17 protein-coding genes are annotated in these 15,592 nt (G+C 70.8%); 8 read left to right on the top strand and 9 right to left on the bottom strand.

Annotated features, from left to right (window positions below):
- Positions 1-37: 37 nt before the first annotated feature.
- Together ACGFZN_RS17260 and ACGFZN_RS17255 are read right to left on the bottom strand one after the other, a co-directional pair.
- Positions 38-1,087 (bottom strand): 1-acyl-sn-glycerol-3-phosphate acyltransferase, encoded by a 1,050-nt coding sequence (locus ACGFZN_RS17260; protein WP_393859292.1) that lies wholly within the window; start codon positions 1,085-1,087, stop codon positions 38-40.
- Positions 1,088-1,098: 11 nt separating this feature from the next.
- Positions 1,099-1,974 (bottom strand): patatin-like phospholipase family protein, encoded by an 876-nt coding sequence (locus tag ACGFZN_RS17255; RefSeq protein ID WP_393859291.1) that lies wholly within the window; start codon positions 1,972-1,974, stop codon positions 1,099-1,101.
- A 567-nt stretch (positions 1,975-2,541) separates the two neighbouring features.
- On the opposite strand from ACGFZN_RS17255, the gene ACGFZN_RS17250 reads away from it, so the two are divergent.
- Positions 2,542-3,177, top strand: coding sequence for an AAA family ATPase (locus ACGFZN_RS17250; RefSeq protein ID WP_393859290.1), 636 nt, complete (start codon positions 2,542-2,544; stop codon positions 3,175-3,177).
- Entirely contained in the window at positions 3,174-3,407 is a 234-nt protein-coding gene (locus ACGFZN_RS17245; protein WP_393859289.1) for a hypothetical protein, read from the top strand. The genes ACGFZN_RS17250 and ACGFZN_RS17245 overlap by 4 nt, the downstream gene beginning before the upstream one ends.
- 90 nt (positions 3,408-3,497) lie before the next feature.
- Here ACGFZN_RS17245 and ACGFZN_RS17240 read toward each other — a convergent pair whose 3' ends face one another.
- On the bottom strand, positions 3,498-4,031 hold the full coding sequence (locus ACGFZN_RS17240; protein WP_393859444.1) for an AAA family ATPase: 534 nt from the start codon (positions 4,029-4,031) through the stop codon (positions 3,498-3,500).
- Between the two features lie 64 nt (positions 4,032-4,095).
- On the opposite strand from ACGFZN_RS17240, the gene ACGFZN_RS17235 reads away from it, so the two are divergent.
- Positions 4,096-4,926, top strand: coding sequence for a LuxR C-terminal-related transcriptional regulator (locus tag ACGFZN_RS17235; RefSeq protein ID WP_393859288.1), 831 nt, complete (start codon positions 4,096-4,098; stop codon positions 4,924-4,926).
- A gap of 282 nt (positions 4,927-5,208) precedes the next feature.
- On the opposite strand, the gene ACGFZN_RS17230 is transcribed toward ACGFZN_RS17235, so the two are convergent.
- Positions 5,209-5,544, bottom strand: a complete 336-nt coding sequence (locus ACGFZN_RS17230; protein WP_393859287.1) for a hypothetical protein — start codon at positions 5,542-5,544, stop codon at positions 5,209-5,211.
- Between the two features lie 358 nt (positions 5,545-5,902).
- Here ACGFZN_RS17230 and ACGFZN_RS17225 point away from each other — a divergent pair, with 358 nt between their 5' ends.
- A complete protein-coding gene (locus ACGFZN_RS17225) occupies positions 5,903-6,289 on the top strand; it encodes a hypothetical protein (protein ID WP_393859286.1) in 387 nt (128 codons plus the stop codon).
- 139 nt (positions 6,290-6,428) lie between these two features.
- Positions 6,429-7,469 carry a vWA domain-containing protein gene (locus tag ACGFZN_RS17220; protein WP_393859285.1) on the top strand — a complete coding sequence of 347 codons (1,041 nt, stop codon included), beginning with the start codon at positions 6,429-6,431 and terminating at the stop codon, positions 7,467-7,469.
- Between the two features lie 41 nt (positions 7,470-7,510).
- Here the strand turns inward: ACGFZN_RS17220 and manD are convergent, their stop codons facing one another.
- Both manD and ACGFZN_RS17210 read right to left on the bottom strand, forming a co-directional pair.
- Entirely contained in the window at positions 7,511-8,752 is a 1,242-nt protein-coding gene (gene manD, locus ACGFZN_RS17215; protein ID WP_393859284.1) for a D-mannonate dehydratase ManD, read from the bottom strand.
- Positions 8,753-8,857: 105 nt separating this feature from the next.
- Positions 8,858-10,303, bottom strand: coding sequence for a gluconokinase, GntK/IdnK-type (locus ACGFZN_RS17210; RefSeq protein ID WP_393859283.1), 1,446 nt, complete (start codon positions 10,301-10,303; stop codon positions 8,858-8,860).
- A gap of 326 nt (positions 10,304-10,629) precedes the next feature.
- On the opposite strand from ACGFZN_RS17210, the gene ACGFZN_RS17205 reads away from it, so the two are divergent.
- Positions 10,630-10,827, top strand: coding sequence for a hypothetical protein (locus tag ACGFZN_RS17205; protein ID WP_393859282.1), 198 nt, complete (start codon positions 10,630-10,632; stop codon positions 10,825-10,827).
- 69 nt (positions 10,828-10,896) lie between these two features.
- On the opposite strand, the gene ACGFZN_RS17200 is transcribed toward ACGFZN_RS17205, so the two are convergent.
- The 3 genes from ACGFZN_RS17200 to ACGFZN_RS17190 all read right to left on the bottom strand — a co-directional run bounded on the left by ACGFZN_RS17200 (position 10,897) and on the right by ACGFZN_RS17190 (position 13,298).
- The gene (locus ACGFZN_RS17200; protein ID WP_393859281.1) at positions 10,897-11,397 is read right to left on the bottom strand and encodes a DUF4232 domain-containing protein; all 501 of its coding nucleotides are present in this window, start codon (positions 11,395-11,397) and stop codon (positions 10,897-10,899) included.
- 20 nt (positions 11,398-11,417) lie between these two features.
- Complete coding sequence (locus tag ACGFZN_RS17195; protein WP_393859280.1) at positions 11,418-11,789, bottom strand: hypothetical protein; 372 nt, start codon at positions 11,787-11,789, stop codon at positions 11,418-11,420.
- Positions 11,790-12,089: 300 nt separating this feature from the next.
- Positions 12,090-13,298, bottom strand: a complete 1,209-nt coding sequence (locus tag ACGFZN_RS17190; RefSeq protein ID WP_393859279.1) for a cytochrome P450 — start codon at positions 13,296-13,298, stop codon at positions 12,090-12,092.
- Between the two features lie 316 nt (positions 13,299-13,614).
- Between ACGFZN_RS17190 and ACGFZN_RS17185 the strand changes: the two genes are divergently transcribed.
- Together ACGFZN_RS17185 and ACGFZN_RS17180 are read left to right on the top strand one after the other, a co-directional pair.
- Entirely contained in the window at positions 13,615-14,514 is a 900-nt protein-coding gene (locus ACGFZN_RS17185) for an esterase/lipase family protein (protein ID WP_393859278.1), read from the top strand.
- Positions 14,515-14,583: 69 nt separating this feature from the next.
- Entirely contained in the window at positions 14,584-15,474 is an 891-nt protein-coding gene (locus tag ACGFZN_RS17180) for a GNAT family N-acetyltransferase (RefSeq protein WP_393859277.1), read from the top strand.
- Positions 15,475-15,592 lie beyond the last annotated feature (118 nt).

Below are 15,592 nucleotides of genomic sequence, written 5' to 3'. Positions count from 1 at the left end.
CGCCACTGGTTTGTCATCAGCCCGGCGTCTGCGTACCTCAGGCATGTGTGGCGCCCGGGTCGGCGTGGGCCGCGATCCAGTGGTCGACGCTCGTCCACTGGGCGAGCAGCCACTCGCTGCGCGCGTCGTCGTCCGGTGGGACGCGGTGTGCGGGGATGCGCCACCAGTGTGCCCGCACACTCTCGCGCAACGGCAGCCGGCTCCACACGGTGCGGGTCGACTGGAGGACGTCGAGCCCGGTGTGGGCGACGAACACCACGTCGGCCGAGGGCGCGGCGGCGAGTGCGGCGAGGGCGCCGGCGTCCTGGGGCGGCAGCACATGGTGCATCCGTTCGGCGCGGGACGCCCGGCGCCGCAGGCCCCGGCGGCGCAGCGAGGCGATCACGCGCCGGCGCCGGCGCGGTGTGAAGTTGCCGCCCTCCGGAAAGATCACCAGGGCGTCGCCCGGTCCGAGCCCGGCCGCCAGCTCCGCGATCGCCTCCTCGGCCGTCCGGCCGTGGCGGGGAGGCAGGAAGCAGTGCGGGACCCGTCCGATGAGCACGTCGAGGGCGGGGTCCGCGCGCAGGATCCGCTTCAGGACCGTGTGGGGACGCAGTCCAGCCTGGCTGAGCAAGGTCTGAAGCAGCAGGAAGGAGTCGCCGACCCCGGCGTGCCGCGCCAGGATCAGGACGGGCGCCGCCGTGCGTCCCTCAGCGCCCGGCAGCGGGGGCGTCACCTCCACCCGAAGTCCGAAGACCAGCTCGCCCGCGCGTCGCAGCAGCCGCAGCAGCCGCTCCAGGAGGGCGAACGCGTCCGCGGTGCGCCGCTGACGACGGTTGCGCCGGTCGGGCAGCCGCCGCGCCCACAGACCGGCGGCGGCCACCAGCCCGGAAAGGTCCACCAGGAGGTACACGAGGATGAAGGCGGTGATCCGTACCGGTCTCCACGGGCCGCGCGTGGCGAGCGAGACCGGCGCGCACAGCACGCCTGCGGCGACCAGGAGCGCGGCCGCCGCGGGAACGAGTATGAGCAGCAGCGCGGTGGTGGTCGTGCGGCGCAGCACGGTCACCACGACGCCGGCCGGCCTCGTCGCGCGTCTTCGGTGCACGGCCGTCACCCTCATGGCGCGTCGTCGGCCGCGCTGAGCGCGGTCTCGAGGTACCGGGAGGAGGCGGCGTAGGCACGCTCGATGCGCTCAGCGGTCCGACCGAAGGTGCGGTGGCGCAGCTGCCGGAGGGTGGCCGTGCCCTCCTCGGGCCCCGAGCCCGACGGCAGCACGCGGACCGTGACGCCGGGCGGCAGGTCGGCCATGTCGCGGGCGAACCGGTGCCTGCGGGCGATCTCGAACGCCACCAGTGCCACCTGCCAGGGAGCCCGCGGCGGGGAGAGCCCTCGCTCGACACGGCCGACCTGCAGGACGTACACCTCGGTCGCGCCCAGGGCCACCGCGCGGCCGACGGGGATGCTGTTGACCAGGCCTCCATCGACGAAGTGCTCGCCGTCGAGCCGCACGGGCGGCAGCAGCCCGGGCACCGCGCACGAGGCCAGCACGGCGTCCACCAGCGGCCCGGCGGCGAACCAGTGCTCGGCGGCCCGCTCGATGTTCGCCGCGACGCACTGGAACGACAGCGCCAGATCCTCGATACGAGTGACCGGAAGATGGGAGGAGATCAGCTCGCGCAGCGGTGTGGGCTGGTACAGGTGGGTGCCGCTGCGCACGGCGGTGCCCAGCCTCCCGAGCAGCGATCCGGAGAACACGCCGGCGCGTCCCAGGCCGGTCCACAGGTCGGCGAGCCGGGTCACCGACGCGGCCGAGGGTTCGGCCGCGACGGCGGCGCCGTTGATCGCACCGACGGAGGTGCCGACAACGAGATCCGGGTGCACGCCGGCGGCGAAGAGCGCCTTGAGCATGCCGACCTCGTAGGCGCCGAGCGCCCCACCGCCTCCCAGCACGAAGGCGCGGGTCGGTGGGCGGGTCGGCCGGCTGTCCTCCATGGCCGAAGAGTGCCCCGGCACGGCGCCACCAACCGCCGGGGGTCACCGCAAGGGAACAGCGCGCCGGATGCCTGAGCCGGTGCCCTCATCAGCAGGAAGCCGGCGGCGGCCTTCGCCATCGCGCCGCCCGTGGACGCGGTCCCCGAGGGCGAACCCGTCAGCGCCGGCTCCCACCTCGTCGACGCGCCCGCGAAGTCGTACCCGAACCCGGAGGGCACGGGGACGCCGAATGTGCCGCCGTCCCGGGGCTCGAGGAGACGATCCAGCCCACCGGGTTGAGCCCGGCGGCCGCCACGCGGACACGTACCTCGCCCGGGCCGGCGTGCGGCTCCGGCGCGTCTCGCAGCTCCAGCACCTCGGGGCCTCCGAACGCCTGATCGACGACGGCTCGGCTCATGGGTGTGCCTCCGGGCTGGACATGAACGGGCGCGGCCGGTCTTCCCGGACGAACAGCGATCTCGGCGGGTTAGCCCGCGGGCGTGATTCGGCGGCTCCGCAGGGTGAACCGCGGGTGGTTGCTCCGCGTCAAGGACGGTCGCCGGTGCCCGGCCGTTAGCGTCGGCTCCTGTGCCGCTGAGCTATGCATTCGTGAACCTCAAGCCCGGGGTGGGGAAGACGACCAGTGCCGTCTGGCTGGCCCACGCGCTCCACGCATCGGGCCTGTCACCGCTGCTTGTGGACAGCGATCCCGCCTCGTCCGCCCTGCGCTGGAGTGAACTTGCGGGCGGTTTTCCGTTCCCCGTGCTCGCCCTTCCGGTGAGCGACGTACACCGGCGCGTGAACGACTTCCTCGACCAGCGCCGGGCCGTGGTGTTCGACGCCCCGCAACTGGAGGACCACGCCCACATCGCCCGGGGTGTCATGCGGTACGCGAGCGAGTGGATCGTGCCCGTGACGCCGGCCCCGATCGAGCTGGACCGCATGGCGTCCATCGACCGCGAAATGGACGACATGCAGTCCCTTCGCTCGCGCCCGGCCCGTGCCGCCGTCCTGTTGAACCGCACGAACCGGCCTGACGCCACGCGCACCGGGCCTGACGCCGACGCCCGCGAAGCCCTCACCGAGCGGGGTTTCGACGTGTTGTCCACCCACATCCCGCGACTCGACCTGTACTCCCAGTCCTTCGGCAGCCCGGTCAAGGTGAAGGGCACGGCCTACATGGATCTCGCCGAGGAACTCATCAACCGTCAGGACGGGACATGAACCAGCGTAAGGACACCTACCGGGCCGCACTGCAGCGTCGGCCCGACAGCGCGGCCCCCGCTGCCTCCTCCACCACCAAAGTCACCCGGCTGGACACCCGCTACGTCAAGGTGCAGATCGAACTGGACCTCGGCTTCGCCCGTGACCTCACCGACTGGGCCGGACCCCAGCTCTCCGCCCTGGTGCGCGCCGGCGAGGCAGTCCTGCGTCCGCTGCGGCAGGCCCGGTAAGGCAGCCTCGCGTGTGGTGCCGGGAGCCGGCCTTGCGGCTCCCGGTCGACGGTGACCGATCCGGCGGGGTCCGCCGCTGCGGCGCCCCGGTCAGAGGTCCAGTGCGGGCAGGCTGGCCAGGCCGGTGTCGTGCATGATGCGGTCGATGGTCTGCCGCAAGGGGCTGTCGGCGCCGATGACGGTCTCGATGCCGCCCGGCAGCAGATCGCGCGGCCGGTACCAGTCGCGTAGTTGCGCCTCGTCGACGTCATCGGCGATCGGCTTCGTGGCGTGCCGGGCGAGGGTTTCCTCGAAGGGCACGTCCAGGTAGTAGGCGTAGGTCGGGCCGCGGTGCTCGGCGCGCAACCGGGCGAGCATGTCGCCGTAGCGGTCGGCGTAGAGGATGCCTTCGACCACGACGTGGTAGCCGGCATCCAGGGCGTAGCGGGCCGTCAGGTCGATCAGGCCGATGTTCGCCGCTCCGGGCCGGTCGTGCTCGCGCAGCACGATGCGGCGCAGATTGTCCTGGGCGACCAGGGCCAGACCGCGCCCGAACCTCTCGCGCAGGCCCAGCGCGACGGACGACTTCCCCGAGGCACTGTTGCCGCGCAGCACGACCAGCCGGGTTTCCTCGGTGCCCACCATCACGGCGGTCACGCTACCGACGGCGGCGGTCCGGGGACAGGGCGGCTGTGCGCCGGAGCGTGGCATGCTGCTCGGCTACGGCAGCGCAGCCCTCGCGTGCGCGGTGCGGCGTACGCTGCGCGGCGGGCGGCGTCGAGGCCTCCGGATGGGTCAGTCCCGCGGGCGGGTGACCGGCCCTGTCCGGGATGCTGGTGTCACCGTGGTCTGCCTGGTTGCCCAGCCGACTCCTTCCGTTGGCCGGCCCTCTATGCATGGAAAATGGATGAGCCGAGAACCGACGTACGTAGCGGTCGTCTCCGACTGTCCGCTCCTTCTGCATGGCCTCACCCACGTCGTCGACAACGCGCCGGAGCTGCAGCGGCTGCACGCGGCGGGCGGCAACGGCACACCGCCGCACGAGGTCGGCGAGGCGGAGGTGGTCCTGCTCAATCTGCGGGACCCGGTCCGGGAGGTCTGCGACATCGTGGCCCAGCTGCACCAGAAGGGCCGCCGGGTGATCGTGCTGTCGGCCGCCGCGACGCAGACGGACCTCGTACTGCTCATCGAGGCGGGTGCCCGGGGATATGTGAGTCAGTGGGCGCGGGAAGAGGAGCTGCTGACCGCGCTGAGCACCGTGGCCTCCGGACGCTGCTATTTCTCCACCACCTTTTTCGGCGACCGCGACGTCCACCACACCCCGCTGCGTATCACGGACCGTGAACGGCAGATTCTGCAACTCGTCGCGAACGGCGCCACCGACCGGGAAATCGCCGCCGAACTGAGCATCAGCGAGCACACCGTGCATTCCCATCTGGACCGGCTGTACAGCAAGACCGGTTACCGCCGCCGGGCGGATCTGACGCGTCTTGCGCTGAAAGACGGGATGACGGCCGCGGAGCCCGCCGAAAAGGGGTAGTTCTCCCCACACCGGCTGGGTCGTTCTGCCTCTGGTTCTTCCCTGGACCGCGCGCGACGCTCAAGTGTGTCCCCGCGTCGAACGCGAACAGGAGTTTGGGTACATGAGGAACAAACTCAGGAAGATCGGTGTCGCAGTGACGGCCTCCTCCTTCGTGGTGGCCGGCGCCTGGGGCATCTCAGCAGCAGACGCCGGTGCGACCTCGAAAGCACCCGACCTCACGCCCAGCGCCAAGGTCATCAAGTGCTACCGGACATACAAGGAACCGAAGAAGATCCGCTGCTACGAGGTGAGGAAGCGGCACGAGCGCCACAACGGGCGTGACGTCATCGTGATCGTCCTCGTGCAGGTGCCCACGCCGAAGAATCCCCCGGCCGTCATCGTCGTGCCGTCGCTGCCGCAGCCCACCACGACGACGTCGGGGCCGACCCCGCCCGTCTCGTCACCGGCAGCACCCACGACCGGCACCCCGTCGCCGACGTCGGGCACCGGATCGCCGACCGGTTCGCCGACGGCGACCGAGACCGGAGGTACGCCTACCGGATCGCCGACGGCGACCGAGACCGGAGGGACACCGACCGGATCGCCGACGGCGACGGAGACCGGAGGAACCGACACCGGAACGCCCAACGCCACGGAGACCGGAGGAACCGACACCGGGGCGCCCAACGCCACGGAGAACGGTGGAACGGAAACCGGAGGAACGGACAACGGGGCTACGGACAACGGAGGGACGGACAACGGGGCGCCGAACGACGAAACGGGCGGCAGCTGACCTCCCCGTGACCCTGCCCGGACCTGCTGTACACGGCAGGTCCGGGCAGCCGTGTGTCGCCGCGACACCATTCCGTACCGCCGCCTGGATCATCTGATGCGGCTACTCCGGATGAGCCGATGGGCCATTCCGGTGATACTGAGATCGGGTGGACCGAGAAGAACGGAAAACTCTGTGGGGCACATCTGGAAGGAGAGCCTCATGCGTTGTCTCGCGATCCCCGCCGCGGCCGCTCTCGTCCTCGGCTCAATGGCCGTGACGGACGCCAGTGGCCTCAGTCTCTCGGCCGCGCACAGCTCGCCGTCACCGTCCAGCCGGACCAGGACGGTGGACTGCGGCAGAGGCTTCAACGACCTCTCTCTTCAGGTGGTCACCGCCCACGCCGGAAAGTCGACGTGTGCCACGGCCAAGCAGGTTTCCGACGCGTTCGGCAAGGCCGTCAGGGGCGGAAAGCAGCCGCCCGTCACGGTCAGCGTCCGCGGCGCCTCCTGGAAGTGCGAGGAAAAGCAGCCCACCAATACGCCGAACCCGTACACCGAGTGCGCAAGCAGCAAGCAAGCCGAGGAGCGGGTGCTGCTCGTCTCCTGACACCGAGCCGGTGTGGCGCCGGCGCCTCCCCCTCCTCCCTTCCCCCTCCCCCTCGCCGCGTCCAGGTCTGCGAGCAAGATCGATTGTCAGTGGTGGGTGAGAGGGTTGGAGCATCCAGTCGGAAAGAGGGGGAGCTGTCATGTCCGGTAGGCAGAACTACATCAACCACGTCGCCCTGGTGCTGGATGCCAGTTCGTCGATGTCGCATCTGAGCCGCAAGGTCGTCGAGGTCGCCGACCAGCAGATCGCGTACCTGGCCCGCCGATCGAGGGAGCTCGACCAGGAAACCCGCGTCACCGTGTACGTCTTCGCCGACACGGTGGAGTGCGTCATCTACGACAAGGACGTGCTGCGGATGCCGTCGCTGGAGCAGCTGTACCAGGTCGGTGGAATGACGGCCCTGCTGGCGGCCGCGCTGAAGTCGCAGCGCGAGCTGGCGCAGACGGCCCAACTGTACGGCGACCACAGCTTCCTGACGTTCATACTCACCGACGGCCAGGAGAACGCAAGCCATCGCTGCCCGGACTCCCCCACCAGGGATCCGCGGGAACTGGTCGAGGCTGTGGCCGGGATGATCGAGACGCAGGAGGACAACTGGACCCTGGCCGTCCTTGTGCCGGACCAGGTCGGCAAGCGCGAGGCCATGCGGTGCGGTTTCCCGAGGGACAACATCGCCATCTGGGACGCCACGAGCACACGGGGGCTGGAGGAGGCCGGACAGGTCATCCAGGAGGCCACCGAGAAGTTCATGGTGGGCCGCACCCGGGGCATCCGCGGCTCGCGAGCGGTGTTCTCCACGGGCGCCGAAGTGGTCAACAAGGACACCATCAAGGCGGCCGGCCTCACCCCGGCGGAGCCCTCCCGGTATGAGCTGATACCGGTGACCCGTGATGCGGCGATCCGGGACTGGGTCGTCGAATGCGGGCACACCTACCGCACGGGGGGCGCCTTCTACCAGCTCAGCAAGTCGGAGAAGATCCAGGCGCGCAAGCAGATCGCGGTGCTGGAGAAGAAGACGGACCGGGTGTACACCGGGCCGGAGGCCCGGGCGCTGCTGGGCCTGCCGGACGTGGAGGTCCGCGTCAAGCCGGACCACAACGACGACTTCACCATCTTCGTGCAGAGCACCAGCGTGAACCGGAAGCTCGTCCCGAACACACGGCTGTTGCTGATGCTCTGACGACGTCCCCGCCGGAAGTGGCGGATCCCGGGATCCGGGGGTCACCAGTCGTGCATGGTGCCGTCCTGCAGCCGGCAGACGGGCAGGTACGCCTGCTGGTAGGGGAAGTGTGCCGCCGCATCGACGTCGAGGTCGACGCCCAGGCCAGGGGCGTCGGACGGATGCAGCAGACCCTGGTCGAAACGGCAGGAGGTGCGGAAGACCTCAAGGGTCCGCTCGGAATGCCGCATGTACTCCTGGATGCCGAAGTTGTGCACCGCGATGTCGAGATGGAGGGCTGCGGCCATGCCCACCGGCGAGATGTCGGTGGGGCCGTGCATCCCGGACCTGACGCCGTGGACGGCCGCGAGGTCGAGCAGCTTCTTCATGCCGGTGACGCCTCCGGTGTGGGTCACCGCGGAGCGCACGTAGTCGATCAGCCGCTCGCTGAGCAGCGTCGTGTAGTCGTACGGGGAGTTGAAGACCTCGCCGATGGCCAGTGGTGTCGTGGTGTGCTGCCTGATCAGGCGCAGAGCCGCCTGGTCCTCCGCGGGGGTGGCGTCCTCCAGCCAGAACAGGTCGTACGGTTCCAGGGCCTTGCCCAGTCGTGCGGCCTGGATCGGCGTCATCCGGTGGTGTCCGTCGTGCAGCAGCGGCAGTTCGGGACCGAACTCCGCCCGGACGGCCTCGAAGACGGCGGGCAGGTGCCGCAAGTACGCGCGTGTGTCCCACATCTCCACGGTGGGCCGGGCCTGGTTGCCGGCGGTGCGGCGGGCGGGCTCGTAGTCGTACCGGTCGCCGCCGCCGGCGCTGGAGGCGGCCACGCCGTACACCGAGTCGAAGCCCGGGATGCCGGTCTGTATGCGGATGGCGCGGTATCCCAGTTCCAGGTGCGCCCTTATGGAGTCGAGCAGTTCGGGCACGTCGCGGCCTGAGGCGTGACCGTAGGCGAGGGCGCCGGTGCGGGACGCACCGCCGAGCAGTTGGTAGAGGGGCATGCCGGCGTACTTGGCCTTGATGTCCCACAGTGCGGTGTCCACGGCCGCGATGGCGGCCATGGTCACGGGGCCCCGCCGCCAGTAGGCGCCCCGGTAGAGGTACTGCCAGGTGTCTTCGATGCGGGAGGCGTCGCCGTCGATGAGCAGGGGTACGACGTGTTGGTCGAGGTAGGTGTGGACGGCGAGTTCGCGGCCGTTGAGCGTGGCGTCACCGAGGCCGACGACACCGTCCTCGGTGGTGATGCGCAGGGTGACGAAGTTCCGTCCCGGGCTGGTGACGATCACCTCGGCGGACACGATCTTCATGGGAGTTCCCCCTCTTGCGTTGTCGTCGGCTCGGTCGTTCTCTTTCTCCGTGGGCGCAGGAGTCGGGTCGTTCGGCGTGCGACCATGCGGTCCTGCCGGTGTGTGTCAGCGGCCCCGGGTGTGGCGGGCCAGCTCGGTCTGGATCTCCGCGACGATGCGTTCGACCGGCAGGGTCGCGTCGACGGTCATCCCGGCTTCGTCGTCATCGAGTGGTTCCAGGTCCTCGAACTGCGAGGACACCAGGGAGGCAGGCATGTAGTGCGCCTCCCGGCGCGCCACGCGGGCGTCCGCCGTGTCCTGGTCGAGGCTCAGGTGCACGAAGAAGGTGTCGGGCCGGGCCACCCGCAGCAACTCCCGGTAGATGCGTTTGAGGGCGGAGCAACTGATCACGAGCCCTTCCTCCGCGCCCGCCACCCGCATGCGGCCCGCTATGGCGGCCAGCCACGGACTGCGGCTGCGGTCGTCGAGAGGGGTGTGGTTCGCCATCGACTCCACGTTGCGCGGGGGATGGAAGTCGTCCCCTTCCTCGTACGGCACCCTGAGCGACTCGGCCAGGTACCGGCCCACGGTGGTCTTGCCGCATCCGCTGACCCCCATGAGGACGACGGGGGCGCGTCGAGCGCGGAACAGGGCGGCCATGGCGTCCTGGAAGCCCGCTCGATGGGCGGAGGGCAGACCGCTGATGTTGAACCGGTCCAGGCCCGCCCGGAGCCGGTCGCGTACGTCGGGATCGTGCAGCCTGCCGCTTCTGATCTCGGCGAGCAGAGCCTCCGCGAAGGCCTCCGCCGCCGTGGCGAGACCCTGGTCGATGGCGTAGGCCAGCCCCATGTGCAACCACATGGCGACCGGTTCGGGCCGGGTGGGATATCTCTGGACGGTGTCGGCGCCGATGACCGCCCGTGTGGGCGTGACCATCGCCTCGTCGTGGGTGCCGGCCCAGTTCCTGTCGATGCGGTGGTTGAGGGCCATGACGACCGGATAGGACAGGCGCACGAACAGCTCGTTGCGCGAGCCGGCGAGGAGAGTTCGGTGGAAGGCCGCGTCCACGTCCCGGAAGCGCCGGCGAAGCGCAGCGCCCTCCCGTGGCCGCGCGAAGTCCGGCTCCTCGCTCAGGGCGAGCAGGGTTCGGGCGAGGCTGGTGAGGTCGTGGCAGATCTCCGCCGAGCGGCTGAGGGCTGCCAGTCTCGCGGCGCGGGGTTCGATCACCTCGCGCAGTTCGGTCAGTGAGCGCATCTGGCTGTCGGGGGCCACTTCCAGCCGCCACGCGATCACGTCGGGGTCCAGCAGGTCCCACCGCTCCAGCGCCTGCACGGTGGCCCCGACCCGCGGCTGCAGATTGACCAGGCCCTTCTGGTGCAGGATCTGCAGGGCCTCCCGGGCCATGGGCCGGGTGATCCCGAACTCATGGGTGACGGCGTCCACGGTGACGTGATGGTCGCGGGGCTTGCCCCCTTCCACGATCTGGCAGCCCAGCGCCTCCACCACCTTCGCGGTGGAGCCCCGTAGCGCCTCCTCGGAACCTTCGGACGGATCGGCTTCGGGACCAGTCATGGCGGCGATGCTAAGTCAGCGCGGCCTCCTGGTCAGCCGTCCGAACACCCTTGCAGGGAGCGTTGGTTGCCTTTGAGGCGCACGCCGGAGCACGCTGCCGACCGCGTCCGCCCCCATGCGAACCCCATTCCGACGGATGGGATATCAGAGGCCTTTTCTGACCTAGATCACATGGCTACGGTGGTCAGTCATCCGAAATGTTTCGATGGTTGCCGGGGACCGGCAGGGCGTGGGGGCTGAAGCCCTCAACACGGTCGGCATCGGCGCGCACGGCAGCCCCCGCAGGGCTGCCTGGATCCCCTTCTGACGCAGCCGCAGGAGAGCGCATGCCCGAACCGACTTCACCCACGCCGCCGCCGGAGCGGCTGTCCCTGCGCTGGGCGCTCATCCTTCTGGCCGCGGTGGTGGCGGGACTGCTGGCCGGTCTCCTGACCTTCGCCCAGTCCCGCAACTGGCCGGCCGCACTCCTGGCGGCCCTCGGAGCGAGCGGCGCCACCTTGGTGAGCCTTCCGCTGCTGCTCTGAGACATCCGCGGTGCTGCGGCCGGACGTCCCGGTGGTCCATCGATGCGTCGGTGGGCCGAGCGAGGTGCGTCAGGTGATCGGGCTGACGAAGTTGCCCGGGTAACTGGCGGCCTCCTGCCGGGTGACACTTCCCCACTGCCAGGTGAGCGTCTTCACCGTGCCGCCGGGCAGGGTGACCACGGCCTGGTCGGGCCGGATGATCTCGTTCCCGCTCTTCCCGCTGTCGCCGAGGAAGGTGATGGTGAACTTCGCGGTCCTGCCGGGGCCGAGACTCACACTGGTGCCTCCCGACTGCTGGGACAGCGTCTCCGGCGCGCCGTTGGTGGTGAGCATGACCGAGGGTGCACCGAGCAGGGAGCAGGTGTGGTCCCCGCTGTTCTTGATCTGGACGCGGGCCGTCTCCTGCCGGTCGCTGCCGCCCCCGGTCTTGGCCGTACCCCCTGCCCAGGACAGGGTGACGTCCTTGCAGGCAGGTGAACCGGGGACGGCCACGGCCGGGACGACGGTGCAGACGGAAGAGACAAAGGCGCCGGCTGCGAGGCACAGTGCGATGTTCCGGGTGCGCTGCATGAGTACCTCCGATGAATGTGTCACTGGCTGGTCCCGGGCCGGGTTTCGATCTCGAGGGTCGCGTCTATTTCGCGACCGTTGGCGCACTTCCCGTGCAGGCCGTAGGAGGCGGGCTCCACGGAGTCCGGGATCCGCAGCGTGCCCTGGACGTTCTCCGGGTAGGTCTGGCCCCGGGACGTCAGGCGCACCGTGCCGGCGTCGAGTACCTGGGCGTAGACGACGGCCGAGCTGTTCCTGCCGCACTCCGAGCTGTTGAGGTTGACCGTGCTGCCCGGGTGGGCAGGGTTCGGCGTGACCTCCAGGACTCCGAAGTCTCCTGCGCGCGCGGTGGCGCCCGGCAGGGCCAGGAGCGCCGCCGTTGCCGCGGCAGCGAAGAGGCGTGGCGTCCGCATCCCGTGCTCCTCTCTCGGGGTGATGCGGGGGCCTGTCGCACAGTCCGAAGAGACTGGCCCCTGTCTCCAGCACATGGGTGGACGTGCCGGCGCGCACATCCGGGGTTCGCGCAGCGTGTCGCCTCAGGTACAGGGCATGGCTGCGGCCGCGTCAGCACAGGCCATCAGCCATCTGGGGCCTCCGGCAACGGTGTCACCCGTTCGGGCTAGCGGTGTCCCGCAAGCCCGCCTCCATCGCCGTACGCGATGAGGGCTGTCCTGCCGGAGGTCGGCCCCTGCCCCTCCCCCGCCGCGACGACTTCACCAGGTGACGGGCAGCTCGGCGAGGCAGTGGAAGACGGGGTGGTCGCGGAAGCGGAGCAGGGACGGCTCGCAGGCCAGGCGGAGCGTGGGCAGCCTGGTGAAGAGGGAGCGGAGGGCGAGTGTCACCTCGAGCCGGCCCAGCGACGCGCCGAGGCAGAAGTGGGCGCCATGGCCGAACAGCAGATGGGCGGAGGCATCCCGGTGGATGTCGAGGCGCTCGGGCTCCGGGAAGAGCGCGGGGTCGTGGTTGGCGGCCGGCAGGCTGATCATCACCGACTCGCCCTCGCTGATCAGGGTCTCGCCGATGAGGAGGTCCTCGGTGGCCTGACGCACGACACCGTCCTGGACGATCGTCCAGAAACGCATCGACTCCTCCACGAACTGCGGCAGGAGCGCGGCGTCTTCGGCGAGGACCTCGGCGCGCAGTCGGTCGTCGGTCAGCAGGCTCAGCGCGCTGACCGCTATCTGGGTGGCGGTCGACTCGTGGCCTGCGACGAGCAGCAGTTTGAGGATGCCGAGGAGGTCGGCGCGGTCCAGTTCGCCGGTGGCCACGTGGTCGGCCACGAGACGGCTGACCAGATCGTCACCCGGGTCGTGTTCCTTTGCGCGCGCTCGTTCGTCGAGGAAGGCGATGATCCGGTGGTGCGCCGCCAGGGACAGAGCCGGGTCACCGTCCGTGAGCAGGATCTGGGTCTGCTCCAGGAAGAACGCGGTGTGCTCGTCGGGGACCCCCATCAGCCGGGCGATGACCAGTGCCGACACCTTGGTGGCGAAGTCCCGTACCAGGTCGGCGGGTTGAGGGCCGGTTGCCAGCTCGTCGGCGGTCCGGTCGGTCAGCTCCTGGAGCCGGGGACCCAGCGCGCGCACCCTGCGCACGGTGAACTCGGGTGCGACCATCCTGCGCAGCCGGCCGTGCTCCGGATCGTCCATGCGAAGGAAGCCGCTCGGCCGTGCGTCGCCCGGCACGGGAAAACGCAGCGGAAAGCCGGGGCGGGTCTCGTCTGCGCTCAGCCGGGAGTCCTTGAGCGCGGCCTTGACGTCCTCGTAGCGGGTGATCAGCCAGACCAGCTGCTCGTCACCGGCGCCTGCCGGCAGCCGGACCAGCGTCGGCGGGCCGTCCCGCACCACACCGAGGGCCGGCGGCGGCGACATCGGACACACGCGGGCGAGCGGCCAGTCGAGCACACTGGAATCTGCACCGGGCATGGTCCTTCCCTTCATCGCGTACGGATTACCGCGCCGCCCGGCCTCTCCGGCGGCGGCTGCCTCAACCGGACCACCCAAGCACCCGCTGCTGACCGATCGCTGACCCCGGCCCACGGTCCCTTCCGCAGCCGCCGGCCCCTGCCTCAGCCGTTCGGGCACGAATCCGCCGCACCGGCCTCGAGGTCACCCTCCTCGCCGCCCGTCCCTGGGCCGCTGCGGAGAGTGGTCCGTGTGACCGCTGCGACGGGCGGGGACTCGGGATGAGGCAGAGAATGGTTCTCATACGACGGCGGGGGCGTGGGCACGGGAGGTGGCCATGGGCATTCCTTTCGGGCCGCACCTGGCGGTGCCGGGACTGTCACCGGCGCGCGGTGTGGGTATCGAAGCCGGCAGGGCGGCTGTCCGGCTGGTGCAGCTGCCGCTCGACGTGGCTGCCGGGAGCGTCGGACAGCTGGCCGGGCGCCTGAGCCGGGCGCTGCCGAGGCGGAGGACCGGCCTGGAGGAGCCACCCCCACCCCTGGTGACGGCTGCGGGAAACCCGGTCCTGCTGGTCCACGGGCTCTCCGACGGCGAGTGCGTCGTGACGTCGTTGCAGCGCGGTCTGGACGGCGTCGGCGCGGGGCCGTACTTCGAGGTGGGCTGCTCGGCGTTCACCCCGGACATTCGCGCGGCGGCCCAGAACCTGGGAGAGCGCGTGGAACGCGCGTGCGAAAGCCACGGCACCCGAAGCATCGTCGTCATCGGCTACAGCCTGGGAGGGCTGATCGCCCGCTACTACGTGCAGCGGCTGGGCGGCGACGCACGCGTGCCCCTGCTGATCACTCTCGCCACGCCGCACGGCGGGACCGCCACGGCCCTGCTGGCCCCGCCGCATCCGCTCCTGCGCCAGCTACGGCCGGGCAGCGCGCTGCTGACGGAACTCGCCGAACCGGCGCCGGAATGCCGCACCCGGTTCGTGGCCTTCTACAGCGATCTGGACGAGGTCGTCATCCCCGCTGCCAGAGGCCGCATCGATCATCCCGACCTCATGGCGCGCAATGTCCTCGTGCCCGGCGTCGGTCATCTGACGCTGCCCCTGCACCGGCCGGTCATCGACCACCTGCGTTCGCTGCTGACCGCGACCTGGCAGGCCGCGCCCGCCGTACGCCCCCAGCACGACGACACCGTGCAGAGCGAGGAGCCGCCTCGCAGGAGGACGTCGCCGGGTTCCCCGTGACAGCCGGGCCGGACCGGAGCACGCTGGGACGTAGCCGACAGGAACGTCGCATCCGCGCGGACGGACAGCATGGCCTCTTCGCCCAGCCCCGAGAGCCGGTCGACGGTACGTCCCTACCGTCCCGAGGACGAGTCCGCGGTGCGCGACCTGATCGACGCCGACAGACTGCCGGGTCAGCCGCACTGCCTCCCCGGGCAGCCGACCGCACGGCGAAACGGGGCCGCACCCCTGTCCGGGTGGGCGGCACCCGCGCGGCCGCGCATCAGCGTGCTCGTCGACGCCGGTGACCGCGCCCGGGGGATCGTCGCGTACCTGTCCTGGGCCGATGTGCGCACCGGGCTGATCTGCCGGCTGCACGCCCGGGAGAATCCGCCCGCCCTGCGGGCCCTGATCCGCCACGCCCTCGGCGCCCTCGCCCACTGCCTGCGTGTCGAGGCGTTCGTGGATGCTCCGGCCGTTGACGGGGGGCTGGTCGGACTGCCGCGCACTCGGCGCGCCGCCACCCATGACGCCTTGGTGCAGTCGGGCTTCACGGGCCGCCGGCAGGGCTGCTACCTGCACCGTTCGCTCCCCGCCGAGGTCCCGTCGGCGAGGGTCGCCGTCGACGTCCTCCCCTGCGAGATGCCGCACGGACGCCGGCTGATCATCCGCGAGGCCGCCGAGCCCGTCGCCGAAGCCGTGATCGGTGTGGGATCCGACCGCACCGCCACCATCCACTGGATCGAAACCCTGCCGTCCCGCCGCCGCCGCGGTCTGGCCCGCCTCCTGCTCGGCCAGGCGCTGGCCTTGCTGGCCGAGGAGGGGGCCACCGAGGTCTCCGCCGTCCTCGACGACGCCCAGCAGCGCAGCCCCGGCCGAGCGGCGGCTTCCCGGCTCTTCGATTCCTTCGGCTTCACGTTCGTCGACGACCTCTGGGGCTATCAGCACCAACGCCCCCGGGCCACGCGACAGGACGCGTGAGCCCGGGGGCGCGACGGCCTGCCCGGTCCATGCCCAGCCGGCCTTCGACGGACGTACGGCGAGGCCCGACGGACGCGGAGCGGTTCCCGGCGGACGCGGGACGGCCGAAGAGGGCGCC

This window comes from Streptomyces sp. NPDC048192, from assembly GCF_043202415.1.
GTDB lineage: Bacteria > Actinomycetota > Actinomycetes > Streptomycetales > Streptomycetaceae > Streptomyces.
Note: the sequence above shows the minus strand (reverse complement) of the source record. Positions and strands in the feature narration are given on the sequence as shown.